Raw genomic sequence first — 16,971 nt, forward strand, 5'->3', positions numbered from 1 at the left:
TAACTGCTGTGGATGAGCTGCAGGGTTGGGTCAGATCGGCTCCGCCGTGCGGGCGAGCATCTGCTTGACCAGACCGATGCGATCGAAATTGCGGTCGTGCTGCATCTCTTTGTCGCCAGCCAACACCGAGCTTTCGCTGATGTACTTGCAGCGTTCAAAACGGCGCGCCATAAAGCGCTGCAACTGTTGCTCGACGCCTGCGTCGCCGGTCAACTCTTCACTGAGCACGACCGCATCTTCGATCGCCATGCCCGCACCCTGGCCCAGGTGCGGCGTGGTGGCGTGCGCGGCATCGCCGATCAGCAGTACGCGCCCGCGATACCAGGGCTCGTCGACAAACACCACTTCCATGGGCTTGTAGACCACCTGGCTGCTGTCGGTGATTTGCTCGCGCAGCTCGCCGATCACGCCGGTAAATCCCTGCAGGCGCTCACGCATCTGCTCGGCCATGGTGGCGGGCGCCATCCACGGATTCGACGGCTCGTGGGAAGTCAGGAACATGTACATCAGGTCGCCGGCCAGCGGCACCAGCCCGGCATTACCGGCGGCGCTCTGATAGTTGGCGAGGTGATCGATCTGCGGGTCGCGCGGGAAGTTGTAGCGCCACACCGCCTGGCCGGTGAAACGCGGCGTGTAGGTGTCGCCGAACAGCAGCTGGCGCACCTTGGAGAATAGGCCGTCGGCGCCTACCACCAGGTCGTAACGCCCGCGGCTGTCATCGGTAAACAGCACTTCGACGCTGTCACCCTGATCGTCCAGGGATTCCACGCTGAGACCCAGGCGCACGTTGGCACCCAGCTCCAGGGCGGTTTCACTGAGGACTTTATGCAAGGCCAGCCGCGAGATGCCGACGTTGGCCGGGTACTCCGGCCCCGCCAGGCGCTGGCCCGGAATGCGCGCCAGTAGCTGTCCGGCCGGGCCGTAAATAGCCACGTCTTCGAAGGCATACGCCGCATCGAGATATCCGTCGAGCACGCCCAGCTTGGCCATCTCGCGGACCACGTTGCTCTGCTGGATAATCCCGACGCCGTACACCGTCCACTCGGATTTGAGTTCGATCAAATCCACTGCAAACCCTTTGCGTCGCAGCGCGATGGCCGCACACAAACCGCCAATCCCACCGCCCACGATCAGAACGTTGTTCACTGCACTCATGGCATTCTCACTTCTTATTCTTGTGATTCGATGCAGCGTCGGGCACTGCGTCGTTGGGTCCAGCTTCCCGGCAAACCGGGGATTTGACTAATCGCGAGTAAGGATGCGATGTATCGCCGTACGCGATACCTCGATCTGTTCCCGTTACGCCGCCGAGCCGGGCATTTTCAGCACCAGCCAGCCCTCCTCTACACGCCATGGCAACGCCTGCAGACGCCGGCCCAGACAGGGGCCGTAGACGCATTCGCCAGTGCTCGGGAGGAACTGCGCGCCGTGGGCGTAACACACGATCAATTGCCCGTCGGCACTCAGAAACCGGTCCTTGCGGTACTCCATGCGCACGTCCAGATGCGGGCAACTGTTGCGGTAAACCCGCACCTGCCCCTGATGCCGCACGGCAAACACACTGTCCTTGCCGCACTGCTGCGGATCGAATCCGCGCGCCTGCCCTTCCTCCAGTTGATCCGCCCTGCACAGCCGGACTTCGCTGCCACTCATGACTCAACCAAGCTTCGGCGGCGGACCACCGGGGGCCCATTTCTCTTTGGAGTTGAACAGGAACAACTGCGAGTTATCCGCCGACAGTGGCGCGCGGCGTGCCTCCCAGGCGTCATCGTGCTTGTCCATGTCGGCGTCGTATTCGATGTGACAACCCAACGGGCTGTTGAAGTACCAGAACCAGTTGGAGCCAAACAGGTGGCGTCCAGGGCCCCAGAAACTGGTCCAGCCTTTTTGCTCGAAGCGGGTACCGGCCAGCAGCACTTCGGTGCCGCTGCCCATGTGGAAGGTGAAGTGTTCGCAGCCTTTCATGTGCGGCGGGGTCTGGATCATGAACAGGCAATGGTGATCATCCGAACCCGCCGGGCGCATGAACGGCCCGGCGCCGACAAAGGTGTCGGTGGTCTTGAAACCCAGGCGCCCGGCGTAGAACGCCTCGGCCTTGGCCGCGTCCGGCACGAAATAGACCACATGGGACAAAGTGCGCGGCACCGCGCTCATGTCGAGGGTAATGCCGGGCTGATTCAGCGGGCGCTGCGGCGCGTGGCCGGCGGCGTTGGTCAGGTCGTCCGGGGCGGTATACGCCCTGCGCACGGTGACCTGGAAAGCGATGGCAAAACCCATGTCGTCGACGCTGTGCAGCACGCCGTCCTGGTCGCGGGTGACCTCGCGATCACGGGCCAGTTCGTCTTCGATTGCATCAAGGTCAGTGCTGCTGGCGACGCCGTACACGGTTTCGCGAATCGACGGAGCCGGGCCGATTGCCGCCGGCAGCGCAGGATCGTCGGCACGGCGAATGATCACCGCAGTACCGTCCAGTGCTTCAAAACGCCCGCCGTTTGCGTCCACGGCAACCGGCGCAAGGCCGTAATCACGCAGGCAATCGGTACAGGCTTGGATGTCATCGACGCCAAAGATCAGGGCATCAAGGCCAATGATGTTCATGGCTACCACTCCATTGAAATTATGATCCGGGAACGGCTGGCTGATCGCTCAGAATCAGGATCAGCCTGGCAACGAACCCGGTGGTGGTGTCGGCTCAAGGTCCGACTGCGGCGAAGATTGACCTGAGGCTGGGCAGCTGACTAATCGCATGTCGGGATGCGACCTATCGGCAAACGCGATACCTGATGCCGTGATGGCGCAGGCTTGACGCGGCACTGTATTCATCCGAATGTATCGCGAAAATAAATACAACAACGGACGTGCCTGATGCGTTTCAATCACCTCGACCTGAACCTGCTGGTAGCGCTCGATGTGTTGCTCGAAGAGCAGAACATCACCCGCGCCGCCGAACGCCTGCACATGACCCAGTCCGCTACCAGCGGTGTGTTGGGGCGCCTGCGGACCTATTTTGAAGACGAGTTGCTGGTGCAGGTCGGGCGCAAGATGCAGCCCACCAATTACGCCCTGGAGCTGGCCAAGCCAGTGCGTGAAGTGCTGCTGACGATCCAGTCGTCGATCACCGCCAAACCGGTGTTCGACCCCGCCACCAGCAAACGTCACTTCCGGCTGGTGACCTCGGATTACCTGATCAGCGTGCTGTTCGCCCAGGTGATCCAGAAGATCCACCAGGAAGCGCCCAACATCACCTTCGAGATGCTCGGCCCCAGCGATAATTCCGGTGAGTTGCTGGTGCGCGGCGAAGTCGATCTGATGATCGTGCCAGAGCGCTACATCATTGAAGGCCACCCCTCCAAGCTGCTGTTCGAGGAAGAACATGTGTGCGTGGTGTGGCAGGGCAATACCCAGGTGGGTGACAGCCTGACCCTTGAGCAGTACATGGAAATGGGCCACGTCTCGGTCGGTTTCGGGCGCACCCGGCACATGAGTATCGAAGAGTGGTTCATGAACCAGTACGGCTTCAATCGCCGCCTGGAGGTCATCACCAACGACTTCAATACCCTGCCGCAGTTGGTGGTTGGCACCCAGCGCATCGCGACCATGCACCAACGATTGGCACGACTTTATGCAGAGCATTTGCCACTGCGGATCCTGCAGCCGCCGGTGAAAATTCCGGTGATGCGTGAAGTGATGCTTTGGCACCGCAGCGTCGAGGGTGACCCCATGCATCGCTGGCTGCGCGAGCGCATCAGTGAATTCATCCAGTATTTGGAAGAGGATGCTATCGCCGCTCGCGATACCTCCCATCCCGCGTCACGATTGGCCAAATAGTCGGGTCGTCCTTAACGTGCCTTGAGAACGCCAAGGCAATCACAAGGACAACAATAATCATGTTCCGCTATTTCCCGACCAACTACGTGTGGAATCTTTCTGTCGACCTGGCCATCGAGATGGGCGCCCGCATGGGCGAGATCGAAGAGATGTGCGCGCCGCTGCAGGAAGCCGCCAAACAACCCGACGCCGCCGGCACCAAGGCTTTTCGCGAGACCTGGGCGAAGATGGCCGACAAACTCTGCGGCCTGGCCGAAGAAGACGAGGGCCAGGGCCGGCTGTTGTCCGCAGGAGAAAAGTACAACCGCGCCGCCACCTACTACCTCACCTGCGAGCGCCTGCAGGCCCATGGTGCAGCGGGTCGTAGCGAACTCTACCAGCGCTTTTTGCAGACCTTCAAACGCGGCATCGAACTGTCCCGGGAAAACTGCGAGCGGGTGGAAATCCCTTACGAGGGCAAACATATTTCCGGTCTGCTGGTACGCGCCGAAGGCGTAAGCGGCCCGGCGCCGATCCTGGTGCAGGTCAACGGGCTGGATTCAACCAAGGAAATGAAATACCGCGTCGGCCTGCCCGCCTGGCTGGCCAGGCGCGGAGTGTCTTCGTTGATCATCGACCAGCCGGGCACCGGTGAAGCATTGCGCCTGCACAACCTGATCGCCCGCTTCGACAGCGAGCACTGGGCCAGTCGTGTGGTCGACTGGCTGGAAACCCGCAACGATGTAGACGCCAAACGTATCGGCCTGGAAGGCGTTTCACTCGGCGGTTATTACTGCCCGCGTGCGGTAGCCTTCGAACCGCGCTTCGCCTGCGGCGTGGTGTGGGGCGCCAACCACGACTGGCGCGATGTGCAAAAGCGACGCCTGGAAAAAGAAGGCAGCTTCCCGGTCCCGCATTACTGGTCGCACGTGTGCTGGGTGTGGGGCGCCAATGACGTCGACGAGTTCATGGCCATCGCCGAGAACGTACACCTGGACGGTGTGCTGGACCGGATCAAGGTGCCGTTCCTGGTCACCCACGGTGAAAAGGATTCGCAGATCCCCCTCAAGTGGGCGCATCGCACCTACGAGCAACTGGTCAACAGCCCGAAACGCGAGCTGAAAATCTTCACCGAACGTGAGGGTGGGGTGCAGCATTCGAGTTTCGATAACAGCATCAATGCGGGGCAGTACATTGCGGACTGGGTGGCTGAAACCCTGGGTGGGCACACTGGCTGATTGATTGTTCAGCCATACACAAATTGCATCCCCTGTGGGAGCTGGCTTGCCTGCGAAAGCGGTGTGTCAGCCAACAAATTCGTCAACTGGAAGACCTTCGCGGGCAAGCCACGCTCCCACAGGGATCTGCTGCGCACACATTATCTGTGCATGGCGCAGGTCAACTGTAGGAGTGAGCCTGCTCGCGATGCGTTGTGTCAGTCAGCGTCAGTGTTGAATGTTCGGCCGTCATCGCGAGCAGGCTCACTCCTACAGGTTTTGTGACAGGGAAGACCTTTCATCAACGCCGTACCAGCCGGGTAAAAATCGTCGATCACGATGCCTGCCATCGTAAGTCGCGATACCCTCTCCTCTCCCTTGACCATCGTCCACAACCCCCGAAAACAATGGATTGCAGACCTATTGACCGCATCAATACACGGCCATCGATGCAATCTGTTGGTGCTGAACCTGCCGCCGCCCCTAGCCTCATTTCGCATAACAATCAGCCAAGCGAAAACGCCATGAGCACCCTGCACCTGAAATGCCAGACCCTGTTCGACGGCACCGGCCTCGACACCCGTCAGCAGCAAACCCTGGTGGCCGAAAATGGCCTGCTGAGTTACGTCGGCCCAACCGCATCCGCACCTGCACCTCGACCCGGCGACATCGTAGTAGATGCCGGCGATAACTTTGTCATGCCGGGCCTGGTGGATGTGCACACCCACCTCGCGTTCGGCAATGCCCAGAGCGAAGAAGACATCGATATCTGGACCAGCGACGAGTTTCGCGCCCTGCGCGGCATGTTCTTCGCCCAGCATGTGCTGGCGGCCGGCGTCACCAGCATGGTCTGCCCCGGCGACAGCGGCCAGCTCAGCATCGCCGTGCGCAACGCGATCGGCGCCGGGTTGTTCGAAGGGCCGCGTATCGCCGCCAGCAGTCGAGTGATCACCAATCGCCAAAGCCTCAACGACTGGTTCCCGAGCCGCATGGGGGCCCCGGAGTTTTTCACCGCCTGCCTGGTGACCAGCCGCAGCGATGCCCTGGCGGAAATCCGCAAGCAGGCCAAGGACGGTGTCGACCTGATCAAAATCGCCATGGACGGTACCCACCGCCGTCCCAATGGCGAAATCGTCGCCGCGTTCACTGCCGAAGAAACGTACGAGATGGTTGCCGAGGCGCATCGCCTGGGCTGCAAAGTCGCTACCCACGCCTACGGTCGCGAGGCAGTAATGTATGCCGCGCGTGCCGGTGTCGACCTGGTCTTCCACGCGTTCTACATGGACGACGCCTGCATCGAGGCCTTGCTCGAAGCCGGCAGCATCCTGGCCCCGACCATGACCTTCCCGCAGAACACCGTGGATTTCTGCCAGCCGCACGACCCGGCCATTACCACAGGCTATGCGGGCTACTGCGCCCGCACTCTGGAGATCGGCTCGGCGGTACTCAAACGCGCCAAAGCCGCCGGGGTGCCATTTGCCTGCGGCAGTGACAGCGGTTTTGCGGTGACGCCTTACGGCGAGTGGCATGCCCGCGAACTGGAACTGCTGGTGACTCGCCTGGGTTTCACCCCGGCCGAAGCGTTGTACGCCGCCACCAACGTCGGTGCGCGCTGCATGCCCCGGGGCGAAACCCTGGGCACCCTGGAAGTGGGCAAGCAGGCAGACTTTCTGCTGCTCGATGGCTCGCCATTGCACGACATTCGCCTGCTGCAGGATCGCACGCGTATCAAGGCCGTGTACAAAGGTGGCCAGCCGGTGCGCATGGACCGCAGCCCCTACAACCCCAAACAGGTGTCAGACTTCAACTCATTGAAGTGGACCGACCTGTACACCCGCGACCGGGTTGCCCAACTGGGCAAATGGACAGTATGAGGACTGCCGCCATGCAACAGCTCGATCTGCTCACGGCTACCGACCTGGCGAGCCGCGCTATCCGTATCGCCCGCGAAGCCGGATTCAAACCCATGGCCGCTGCGGTACTGGATGCCGCCGGAAATCCCCTGGCCATGCTGCGCGATGAACACGCCAGTTTCCTGCGCCCACAAATCGCCACCGGCAAGGCTCGCGGCTGCCTGGGGATGGGCTTTGGAGGGCGGGAACTGGCACGGCGCGCGCAAGCGATGCCCGCCTTCTTTGATGCAATCAACAGTTTGACCGGCGGCGGAGTGATTCCCGTGGCAGGCGGAGTGCTGATTCGTAATGCCGAGGGGAAGATCCTGGGTGCCATCGGCATCAGTGGCGACACCTCGGACAATGACGAACGCTGCGCACTGCTGGCCATTGATCAGTGCGCGTTGGTGGCCGATACCGGTGATCAACCCGCAGGCTGATCAAGCAACGCGGCCTGCTGCACCAGCAGGTTGCGAAACCAGCGCATCGCTGGATCGTGCTCCTGATAAGGGTGCCATTGCAGTACCTGGGCCGCCTCGGGAAACGCCAGCGGCGCGGGGTGGATTCGCAGCGGGTAAAGTTGGGAGAATCGCTGCGCCTGCCGGCGAAACACCGTGGCGATTCGCGCCGTACCGATCACAAACTCCGGTATCAGCGCAAAACTTTCCACGGCCACCGCAACCCGCCGTTGTACACCCAGCTCTTGCAGGTGCACGGCATCCATCGCCAAGTTTCGCCCGTCGGAGAACTCGCGCACCACATGTTCCGCCGCACAATAGCTGGTCAGGTTCAGCCCATCGGCATACTGCGTCTGACCTGCGCAGACGATGCAGCACAGCTCATCGTTGAGCAACGGCACATGGGGAAAGGCAGGATTCAGGCGGCGCTGCGGCACGATCACCACATCACTGCGCCGATAGTCCAGCGCTTCGCTGACCACGTCGCCGTCGCGCGGGGCAGGCATGTCGCGCAGGCTAAGCCGCACGCCCGGAGCGATCCGCGCCAGTTCCCGGCTGACCGCTGGCAGCAGCACGCCGACCACGTAATCCGACGCGATCAGCGTGAACTGCCGGGTACAGCTCGCGGGCTCGAAACCCACCGGCGAATCCACGATCTCCCGGGTCAGCGCCAGGGCTTCGCGCACCTTGGGCAACAACTCCATACCCAATGCAGTGGGTTCCAGGCGCCGGCCAACCTGCACCAGCAGCGGGTCATTAAAGTGTTCGCGCAGGCGCCCGAGTGCCGAACTCGTCGCAGACTGACCCAGGCACAAACGCTCGGCCGCCCGGCTCACACTGCACTCGCTCAACAAAGCATCCAGAGCAACCAGAAGGTTCAGGTCGAGACGTCGATAACGCATGCTGTTTCCGCTGCTGATGGATGGTTATGGAGAACCTTAACCAGCGCGTGACTGACCGACCAATCGCGTGCCCCGCTACAAGCTATCGCGAAAAAAACTACATGCGACTGCGCAGTTACCCGGCCAAGCTCGGCACCGCAAGCCCAACCTTCACCCGATCCAGCGCCACGATGGTTTTGAACCAGGTCACGTTGGCATTTTCAGCAAACAACCGCCGCGCCAGCGCCTGGTATTCCTGCATGCTGGCAACGGTCACCACCAACACAAAATCCACCTCGCCAGTAACGTAGTAGCACTGCTGTACCTCGGGCACGGCGAAGTGCGCCTTCATCGCCTCCAGCGCATCGATGCTGGTGCGCTCGGCCATCACTTCCACGATGATCGTGATCGGTCGGCCAACGGCCGTGGGGTCGACGATCGCCACGTTGCCGATGATCACGCCCTTCTCTTCCATGCGCTTGATGCGGCGTTGCACGGCGGCCGTGGACAGGTTGACCTGCTCGGCCATCAGCCGCAGCGGCGTGGTGTTGTCGCGCTGGACGAGGTCCAGGATTGCACGGTCGAATTTATCCAGTGCTTCAAATGCAGCGTCCTTGTTAGCCATGCGCGCCCCGCGAGAAATTTTCCCGAAAACTAACAGAAAACCGCGACCCTTTATCTAGCCACGAGAAATATTATCTTGCCTGCAGCCTGCCCAAGCAGCCTGACCGGGAACCCACACAGGATATTATTGGCATGCTCGCACTGTTTCATCTCTCCCCCGTCCTGCTGGTCACCGCCATGCTCGTGGTGCTGCGCCGACCACCCGTGCACGCGGCCCTCGCAGGCACTCTGCTGGTGGTGGTGCTGTGGCTCGCAGGCGCTGCTGATACTTGGCACCTGGGCAGCATGCTGGCTGCCGCCGAGGACACCGGTGTGTTGTTTGCCAGTACCGCGTTCGTGATCGTGCCGGGGCTGGCCTTCGTGATTTTCATCGAGCGCCTGGGCGTCAACCTGGCGCTCAGCCAATGGGTGCAATCCCTGGGGCTGCGCCGCGGCGATCAACTGGTGTTCATCGTCCTCGGGCTGGCGCCGTTACTGGAATCGATGACCGGGTTTGGCGTGTCGCTGATCGCAACGGTGCCGCTGCTGCTCAGCCTGTTTGAACGCCAGGTCGCGCTGCGCATCGCGTTGGCCGGCATGGCGATCATGCCGTGGGGCACCCTGGGCCTGGCGTCGGTGATTGGCGCATCGCTGGCGCATCTGGATGCGCCGGCACTGGCTGCGACTTCGGCCTTGACCAGCGCCCCGGTATTCCTCGCGCTCAGTGCAATGGCGCTGTACCTGGCAGGCGTTCGCGAGGTGCGGGAATGGCGTGCTCTGGGGGTTTTCTGGCTGCTTTTCGTGGCAGTGCTTTACGGCGCCAGTCGCTGGCTCGGTCCGGAAGTGGCCGGCGTTGCTGCGGGCCTGGTGACGGCAGCGACTGTTTTGTTTGTCGGGCTTTGGCGCCTGCGCCGCAGTGACGGCGAGCGCGGCCCGGTGCAATGGCCGCGCCGGGCTTGGCCGTATCTGCTGCTGATCGCCTACATCGTTGGCTTGAAGACGCTGTGGAGCATTACCGGTTGGCAGGATCTCTGGATCGTCCAGGGCGCCCAGGTCAGCTGGAAACCCTTGGCTTCACCCGGCGTGGCGCTGATTCTGGTGCTGATCGGCCTGGGCTTCCACACGCGTAATACTCCACGCCAGACGGGCGCTGACGTCAGCCTGTTGCCTGCATTGGCGGTTCGGGCGAAACGCCCCTTGCTGACGATTTTCTTCTTCCTGGCGATGTCGCAAATGATGGTAAAGGCCGGCTTCCTGTCAGGCTTGATGCAACTGCTGGCGGGCTTGTCGCCCACCGCTGCGACTTCTCTGGTGGCACTGCTTGGCGGACTGTCCGGCTACATGACCGGATCGAACGTGGGCGGCAACGCGATCTTCATGCCGGCCATCGCGATGTTGCCGGAATCCTCGCGCCTGTTGCTCGCCGCGGTGCAAAACAGTGCAGCAGGACATGCCGCACTGGGTTCGCTGTCGATTGTCATGCTGATTCTCGGACTGGCGAAAACCCAGCCCAACGAAGAAGGCGCACTGGTGAGGTTTGCCTTTGGGCTGGTTTGCCTGAATACGGTGTTGGTGGCGCTGGGTGCGATGCTGTTGGTTGGATGGCTCGGGTAACAGTGCGCTACGCTGGCTGACAGAGTTTCCAACCACGACTGACTCCCGAGAAAGCACATGATCGATGGCACCGCAGTCTTAACCGTATTCCTGGTCTATCTGGCTGGTGTCGTTATCCCCGGGCCAAACTTCGTGAGATTCTGGGCGCCGGCTACCTGATGTGGTTCGGCTTGCGCCTGTTGATCAACGCCGGGAAGAATCCACCTGGCCCACAACATGATGGCGACGTTGGCAATAGCCGGCAGGCGTTTGTTCAGGGAGTGCTCACCAACATCGGCAACCTCAAGGCCATGGCCTTCTACGCTGCGGTGTTCTCAGCCGCAGCGCCCGCCCATGTTCCGGCAGGCACCTTTTTGTCGATGCTGGGAGTGGTGGTGGTGGTTTCGATGGCTTGGTATGCAATGGTCGCGATCGCCCTGTCACAGCCTGCCATTGCTGGCGCATATAAGGGGAGGAAAAAGGCGATTGATCGACTGTGTGGTGGCTTGATCTTGTCTTTGGGGGTTCGCCAGTTTGTATAAAAGCGCTCCACTGCCGAAGATTTTTTCGGCACTGTTACCGAGGTAAATGCGTCCACCCCGGTCCCTGTAGGAGCTGTCGAGTGCAACGAGGCTGCGATCTTTTGATTCGACATCCATTTACGGCGGATCAATCGGATCCAGCACCCGATTCGCCGTGATCTCCGCCAGCATGACGCTGTTGGAAACGCCCAGCAGCGCATTGCGATCTCCCCCCTCCAGATGATCGACCAATTGATGGACCATCACATCCACCGAGGCCAGGGTCTCGACTAGATATACCATCAGAGTTTCGGTCGTGGTCTGCGGGTTCACGGTAAACAGCGTGCTGGGTGTTCGCGGAGTGCCCCGGATGTCGGCGGCTGCAAGTGCAGGCATGAAATGACCTGACTGTCTGGACGCAAATGCGACTCGTGAAACCACGGGCGACTAAACCCGATCACTGATGGGCAGTGACGCGAATCAAGTTACCGAACGTAAGCTAAGCTCAGCTCACCCTTTCCCGAGGAGCTCGCCTATCCAGCATCCTTGTGTGACGAATTAATTCACGGATATTTACCTATGGAAAAGATCCTTATACTATGGAGTCCGTATTCATTCCCGTCCATCACGTCTGAGTAAGCTATGGTTATTCAGTGTATGACAAAACGGCTTAACGAATTGTGTTTGGCCACGCAAAATTTTGCGCAGACAGATAAGCGGCGGCTGTCCATAGGTCAGTTATTTCTATACTTACATACAATACCGTTGAGTGCCTGAGCGATGAATAACGCTAATTTTCTGACTGAAAGCCCTAAGAGCTTCAGTATAGTGATAGTGAATTACAAGACGCCAGAAATCACCAAGATATGTTTGGATCTATTGCATCAGCATGTGGGTAGTAGCGTTCCAGTATGGGTAGTTGACAACTATTCCGCCGATGAAAGTACTGAGTACTTGCGGGCACTTGACTGGATCAACTTAATCGAGCGTACTGTTCCTGAACCAGAGGCGGGCCATATCGCCCATGGCAAAGCACTTGACATGGTTTTGGAGCGGATTGAGTCTGATTATCTACTCCTGATGCACACCGATACATTTATTTTCGATAAAAATGTTTTTCCAATGATGCTAAATAAATGCATGAAAAACCCAAAAATTGTAGCCGTCGGTTGTGTAGAGCAACTAAATCGTGGGACCACGAGAACCCTTTGGCGCTTTAGCTCACGATTATTAAAGCACCATTTCAGACGCCTGAAAATCTCACTGGGATTACGTTCCAGAGAACCTAAACCGTACAGAGAAGTCTACTTGAAGAGTTTCTGTACAATGTGGAACTGCAAACTTATAAAACAGCACGGCATGCATTTCTCGATGGATGATCGAGTGCCCGGCTACACCCTCCAAGACCGCATGACCGAGCTTGGTTATGTCGTTGAAATGTTATCGCCGCGTAAAATTTTCAGCTATCTAGATCACATTCAATCCGGCACTGTCGCAGCGGCTGGCGGCTATGAAAAAACTCATAGACGAACCAAAATGTACAACAACATCCTCAAGCGTCTTAACAAGGACAACAGCCAAAATTAAGCTTTGAAGGCACGCAACGAGTAGTATGTGCGACACTGCTTGAAATTATCCTTGGGTTTTTATATTAAGTTATTGGAGCGGTAATGGCCCACATCACTCACACACTGCCTATCACCCTCTCCCCGGAGCTCGATTTCGACCAGAACGCCGCCAGCGCTTTGGGTTCTTCGCTAGCCAGTAGCTATTTCCAGGCTACGCCATTTCCGCATATAGTCATCGATAATTTTTTACAGGAAGACCTGATTGCGAGTATCTGTTCGCACTTCCCAGTCGAGCCAACCCACAACGAAATGCTCTACGAGCGTGGTTATAAAGGTCAACGCAAACGACAAATCAGTCCCAACGAATGCGCCCCCTATTTGAAGACTGTTTTCAACGCCTTTAACTCGGCCCCCATGTTGCAGTTTCTTGAAAAACTCACGGGCATCGAAGGGTTGATACCCGACCCTTACTTTACCGGTGGCGGGCTGCATGAAACGAAAAGTGGTGGCTTTCTAGGTGTTCACTCGGACTTCAGGCTCAACAAAAAGCTTAATATTGAACGCAGGTTGAATGCCATAATTTATCTGAATGAAGGCTGGAAAGAGGAGTACGGCGGCAACCTGGAACTTTGGGATGTCGACATGAAGACTTGTCTTAAAAAAGTCCTGCCAATTTATAACCGCTGTGTCATTTTCAACACAGACAAAGACAGTAATCATGGGCACCCAGAGCCTTTAACGACTCCGGAGCACATCACGCGCAGGTCTATAGCGCTGTATTATTACACCGCACAAACCATCGCGATCGATCCCGCTCAAAGAAATAAAACGCATTACAAGCCAAGGCCCAAAGATCGTTTAAGCCTGAAGTACTACTTGAACAAACTAATCAAGAAAAGAAACTAAACCATATCGCTAGAGGAAACGCTTTCCCCCAAACCGTTCCGCCGACCAGGCTCAGGCTTGCCGCCTAAAGATGGCTCAGCGAGGGAGGCTTCTTCCCGATTATGCATTCTGCAGCAACGTGGTACTCGGCATAACTTCCTGGCCCGTCGATTATTTGCGGGGTGTACCAGACTTCGTCTCCTGGTGCGAAGGCCATTATTTGGTAGATTAGACCGACTGACTGCTTTTGGCCGATAGCGGACGTCTGGATGAGGCTGCTCATAGCTCCTGGACCGTTGCAGAGTTACTTCAACGCAGCTACCACGGCATCGAAAAACACCATCGGGTCGATCGGCTCTTTATCAACCGGCTTGGGCTGGGCACCGAAGGTGACAATCACCACGTTATTGGCGGGGTTGACGTAGATGTTCTGGCCCTGGATACCGACCGCCGCATAGGCGCCATCTTTCACCGACGGTTCGGTCCACGCGGTCCACCACATGTACCCGTAGTCCAGGGACTTGGCGCCTTTGAGGGTGGTCGGCAGCGTCGCCTCCTTGACCCAGCCCTCGGGCAGAATAGACTCGCCATTGATCTTGCCGCCGTTCATGAAAAACAGCCCGAAGCGTCCATAATCGCGCAGGGTGGCGCTGATACCGCTGCCACCGATTTCCACGCCGTCAGGCGAATCGAGCCACCACCGGGCATCACTCTCCATACCGAACGGCTGCCAGATCTTCTGCGATAGATAATCGGCCAGCGGCATCTTCACAGCGCCACGAACGATCTCGCCGAGTACCTGCGTTTCACCAGTGCTGTAATTGTTGGCCGTGCCGGGCTCAGCCACTCGCGGCAAACTGGCCATCAACGCCATGGCCGAGTGAGGTTTCTGCGATATCTGCGCCTTGAGTAGCGCGCGGCGATCAGACGCCGGATCGGTGTAGGTCTCGTTCCACTTCACGCCCGAAGACATCATCAGCACGTTGCGCACGGTCACGCCTTCATAGGCGCTGCCCTTGAGCTCGGGAACGTAATCCACCACATGCGCATCGAGGCCCTTGATCAGGCCGTCTTTGATCGCTGCAGCCGCCAGCGTGGAGGTGATGGACTTGGCCATCGACATCGACATCCAACGGGTTTTCTCGGTGTTGCCACGCTGGTAGGTCTCGAACACGATCTTGCCGTCTTTGAGCACCAGCATCGCCGTAATGCTGTCCAGTGCGACGAAGTCATACAGGTCGTACTTTTTGTCCCCGACAGTGAAGCGAACGTTGGGCAACTGTTTGTCCGATTTCGGCAGCACATATGGGTGATCGCCGGCTTTGATCCTGTGGGTCGGGAACAGCCGGTCGATGTTGCGGTAGGTACTGACCGCCAGATCGGGGAGCATGGCGCCGTCATAAATCTGCTCCACGGTGCCAATCGGTTCCTGAGCGTGGGGATAATCGTCAGCCCATGCGCACGAGGTGATACCCGCAGCGAGCAGACCGAGCGAGAGAAGCAACGACCGACCAGGCGCAGCCGGATGAAAACTAACGGATGAGTGCATAACCTATCCTTTTTTTGTTTTTCCATTCACGGACGTTGAGACACGCTCCCGCTTGAACCATAGTCTACTCATTGGGATTACGCCGAACGAGCTGAAGGACGATGCAGTTCGCGTCTCATCAAGTATCAACAGAGGTACGTTTTACTAGCCGTTTTTTTAAGTGATACAGGTTAGTCCCAATTGGTCGATCCTCAAGAACACCATAAATCTCATACCCATGCTGCTCATAGAACTGTTTCGCATCAACGGTTTTTAAGAATGCAATAACTGCCCCATTGTTGGCGCCAATGGTTTCTGCTTTTTCCAATAGCATAGAACCGACTTTTCTCCCGCGATGAGATTCCTTAACCCAAAAGGTATCAATTTCCAAGCCATCCCCGTAGCAATTACAGTTTATTGCAAAGCGAAGAGCAGCATGTGCGACCAACGCTTTTACTAGCGTTTGCCCCACGTATTGCCCCCTTGAAGAAACTGCGACGTACACCCGTCGCAGTCTTGCCGTATTGGCCTCGCCATATGGATCAACTGAAAGGCCTCCAATACCGATCAGTTCCTGGTTTAAATACGCCGCCATAAGACATTCTCCCGGCGCATCAAAGCGATTCGCTCCGGAGCGCCACTCGACAATCAGCCGAGTGAGCGCGGAACAGGTCCAGACGACGCTACGACATAGTTACCGAAGTGGCCAAAGCGATAAGCGATGGACCACCCGAATTGGACGAGCGCACACTGGACAACGAACAGGCTCCAAATCTAATTCTGAATAACCGACGCGCCGCGTCATAAAGACAGGAGATCGTTCATGAGCGACCGAAGCAATTTTGCGCTGTTGAGCTTTGACCCGGCGTTTGCGTCGTTGCGCGATGGCCTTTCGGCCGCTCAGCAGATCGACGACACGCTCTGGGTCGCCAACGACGAAACCACGAGCCTGGAACGCCTGAAAATCCAGGGCTCTGCGCCCGGCGCCGTCGTCAGGTGTGATGGGCACCAATCGTTTCAGCTTCTGGACTATTTGGATCTGCCCCTACCGAAAAAGGACGCCGAGATCGATATCGAGGGCTTGGCCTATGTCCCTGAAAGTGGCTACCTCTGGGTGGTGGGCTCCCATAGCCTGAAGCGAAAGAAGGCAGAGGCAGGCACTTCTGCACAGAAAAATATCAAGCGCCTGTCGACCGTAGAGGCGGACGGCAATCGCTTTCTGCTGGCCCGCATCCCGGTGGTGCAGCAAAACGATAGCTATGTACTCGCCAGGACAGTAGACGCCGATGGACGTACGGCGGCGCAGCTACGGGGCAACGAAGTCGGTAACGACCTGACCGCAGAAATTGCTGAAGATCCTCAGCTGCGCGACTTCCTCAGCATCCCGGGTAAAGACAACGGCTTCGATGTAGAAGGATTGGCGGTGATCGGCTCGCGCCTTCTGCTGGGGCTCCGTGGGCCTGTCCTTCGTGGCTGGGCTATGTTGCTGGAGATCGAACCTGAGCTGAACGACGCCTCCACTGACACGCTGATGCTCAATAAAATCGGCCCGGCTGGGCGCCGCTATCGCAAGCACTTCTTCGCGCTAAATGGCCTGGGCTTGCGTGACCTGTGCATCTGCGGTGACGACCTGCTGATCCTGGCGGGTCCCACCATGGACCAGGACGGCCCGGTAACGGTCTTTCGCTGGCGCGGCGGTTTCGCGTCCGACGAGGAAAGTGTGGTCTTCACCGATCAATTGGAGATCGTGCTGGAGGTGCCTTTCGGAGAAGGCAACGATCACGCTGAAGCCATGTGTCTGTTCGAATCGGGCGAGCAGCGTGGGGAGACTTTGCTGATCCTTTACGACTCCGCGGCGCAAAGTCGTAAACACGGCGATTCGGATGTGGAAGGGGATCTGTTCATCCTGAATTAACCACGCACCTCGGGGACTGCCTGTGTGCTTTTGGCCGATTGCTGATCAAGGGCTGCAATCGGCCAGGAACTGGCCCTTAACGGGTGCTTTGCGCAGCGGCAAA

14 protein-coding genes and 4 pseudogenes are annotated in these 16,971 nt (G+C 58.4%); 9 read left to right on the forward strand and 9 right to left on the reverse strand.

Features of this window, described 5'->3' with window-relative positions; translation table 11 throughout:
• Positions 1 to 30: 30 nt before the first annotated feature.
• The 3 genes from ACYZTK_RS03555 to ACYZTK_RS03565 form a co-directional block, all read right to left on the reverse strand.
• The gene (locus ACYZTK_RS03555; RefSeq protein WP_462013163.1) at positions 31 to 1,155 is read right to left on the reverse strand and encodes an FAD-dependent oxidoreductase; all 1,125 of its coding nucleotides are present in this window, start codon (positions 1,153 to 1,155) and stop codon (positions 31 to 33) included.
• Positions 1,156 to 1,299: 144 nt separating this feature from the next.
• Positions 1,300 to 1,653 carry a Rieske (2Fe-2S) protein gene (locus ACYZTK_RS03560; RefSeq protein WP_462013164.1) on the reverse strand — a complete coding sequence of 118 codons (354 nt, stop codon included), beginning with the start codon at positions 1,651 to 1,653 and terminating at the stop codon, positions 1,300 to 1,302.
• Between the two features lie 3 nt (positions 1,654 to 1,656).
• Complete coding sequence (locus tag ACYZTK_RS03565) at positions 1,657 to 2,598, reverse strand: VOC family protein (protein ID WP_462013165.1); 942 nt, start codon at positions 2,596 to 2,598, stop codon at positions 1,657 to 1,659.
• Between the two features lie 267 nt (positions 2,599 to 2,865).
• Between ACYZTK_RS03565 and ACYZTK_RS03570 the strand changes: the two genes are divergently transcribed.
• The 4 genes from ACYZTK_RS03570 to ACYZTK_RS03585 all read left to right on the forward strand — a co-directional run bounded on the left by ACYZTK_RS03570 (position 2,866) and on the right by ACYZTK_RS03585 (position 7,356).
• The gene (locus ACYZTK_RS03570; RefSeq protein ID WP_462013166.1) at positions 2,866 to 3,828 is read left to right on the forward strand and encodes a LysR family transcriptional regulator; all 963 of its coding nucleotides are present in this window, start codon (positions 2,866 to 2,868) and stop codon (positions 3,826 to 3,828) included.
• A gap of 59 nt (positions 3,829 to 3,887) precedes the next feature.
• The gene (locus ACYZTK_RS03575; protein ID WP_462013167.1) at positions 3,888 to 5,045 is read left to right on the forward strand and encodes an alpha/beta hydrolase family protein; all 1,158 of its coding nucleotides are present in this window, start codon (positions 3,888 to 3,890) and stop codon (positions 5,043 to 5,045) included.
• Between the two features lie 503 nt (positions 5,046 to 5,548).
• Positions 5,549 to 6,898, forward strand: coding sequence for a metal-dependent hydrolase family protein (locus tag ACYZTK_RS03580; protein ID WP_462013168.1), 1,350 nt, complete (start codon positions 5,549 to 5,551; stop codon positions 6,896 to 6,898).
• An 11-nt stretch (positions 6,899 to 6,909) separates the two neighbouring features.
• Positions 6,910 to 7,356: a GlcG/HbpS family heme-binding protein gene (locus ACYZTK_RS03585; RefSeq protein WP_462013169.1), complete on the forward strand. Its 447-nt coding sequence runs from the start codon at positions 6,910 to 6,912 to the stop codon at positions 7,354 to 7,356.
• Here ACYZTK_RS03585 and ACYZTK_RS03590 read toward each other — a convergent pair.
• Positions 7,341 to 8,276 carry a LysR family transcriptional regulator gene (locus ACYZTK_RS03590; protein ID WP_462013170.1) on the reverse strand — a complete coding sequence of 312 codons (936 nt, stop codon included), beginning with the start codon at positions 8,274 to 8,276 and terminating at the stop codon, positions 7,341 to 7,343. The genes ACYZTK_RS03585 and ACYZTK_RS03590 overlap by 16 nt on opposite strands.
• Before the next feature lie 115 nt (positions 8,277 to 8,391).
• Positions 8,392 to 8,880 (reverse strand): Lrp/AsnC family transcriptional regulator, encoded by a 489-nt coding sequence (locus ACYZTK_RS03595; RefSeq protein WP_462013171.1) that lies wholly within the window; start codon positions 8,878 to 8,880, stop codon positions 8,392 to 8,394.
• Between the two features lie 131 nt (positions 8,881 to 9,011).
• On the opposite strand from ACYZTK_RS03595, the gene ACYZTK_RS03600 reads away from it, so the two are divergent.
• Positions 9,012 to 10,472 carry an L-lactate permease gene (locus ACYZTK_RS03600; protein WP_462013172.1) on the forward strand — a complete coding sequence of 487 codons (1,461 nt, stop codon included), beginning with the start codon at positions 9,012 to 9,014 and terminating at the stop codon, positions 10,470 to 10,472.
• A gap of 57 nt (positions 10,473 to 10,529) precedes the next feature.
• Positions 10,530 to 10,993, forward strand: a pseudogene (locus ACYZTK_RS03605) (LysE family translocator).
• Positions 10,994 to 11,110: 117 nt separating this feature from the next.
• Here the strand turns inward: ACYZTK_RS03605 and ACYZTK_RS03610 are convergent.
• Positions 11,111 to 11,356 (reverse strand): annotated as a pseudogene (locus ACYZTK_RS03610) (DUF6124 family protein); the annotation flags it as partial.
• Between the two features lie 396 nt (positions 11,357 to 11,752).
• Between ACYZTK_RS03610 and ACYZTK_RS03615 the strand changes: the two are divergent.
• Together ACYZTK_RS03615 and ACYZTK_RS03620 are read left to right on the forward strand one after the other, a co-directional pair.
• Positions 11,753 to 12,559 (forward strand): glycosyltransferase family 2 protein, encoded by an 807-nt coding sequence (locus tag ACYZTK_RS03615; protein ID WP_462013173.1) that lies wholly within the window; start codon positions 11,753 to 11,755, stop codon positions 12,557 to 12,559.
• A gap of 83 nt (positions 12,560 to 12,642) precedes the next feature.
• Positions 12,643 to 13,446, forward strand: a complete 804-nt coding sequence (locus ACYZTK_RS03620; RefSeq protein WP_462013174.1) for a 2OG-Fe(II) oxygenase — start codon at positions 12,643 to 12,645, stop codon at positions 13,444 to 13,446.
• A gap of 67 nt (positions 13,447 to 13,513) precedes the next feature.
• On the opposite strand, the pseudogene ACYZTK_RS03625 reads toward ACYZTK_RS03620, so the two are convergent.
• From ACYZTK_RS03625 to ACYZTK_RS03635, 3 genes and pseudogenes are all read right to left on the reverse strand, one after another.
• Positions 13,514 to 13,639: pseudogene (locus ACYZTK_RS03625) on the reverse strand (NADPH:quinone oxidoreductase); the annotation flags it as partial.
• A 90-nt stretch (positions 13,640 to 13,729) separates the two neighbouring features.
• Positions 13,730 to 14,974, reverse strand: coding sequence for a serine hydrolase domain-containing protein (locus tag ACYZTK_RS03630; RefSeq protein ID WP_462013175.1), 1,245 nt, complete (start codon positions 14,972 to 14,974; stop codon positions 13,730 to 13,732).
• 118 nt (positions 14,975 to 15,092) lie between these two features.
• A pseudogene (locus tag ACYZTK_RS03635) lies at positions 15,093 to 15,614 on the reverse strand (GNAT family N-acetyltransferase); the annotation flags it as partial.
• Between the two features lie 162 nt (positions 15,615 to 15,776).
• Here ACYZTK_RS03635 and ACYZTK_RS03640 point away from each other — a divergent pair.
• A complete protein-coding gene (locus ACYZTK_RS03640) occupies positions 15,777 to 16,868 on the forward strand; it encodes a DUF3616 domain-containing protein (RefSeq protein WP_462013176.1) in 1,092 nt (363 codons plus the stop codon).
• Positions 16,869 to 16,971: the final 103 nt, after the last annotated feature.

The organism is Pseudomonas sp. LB3P31, assembly GCF_054897945.1.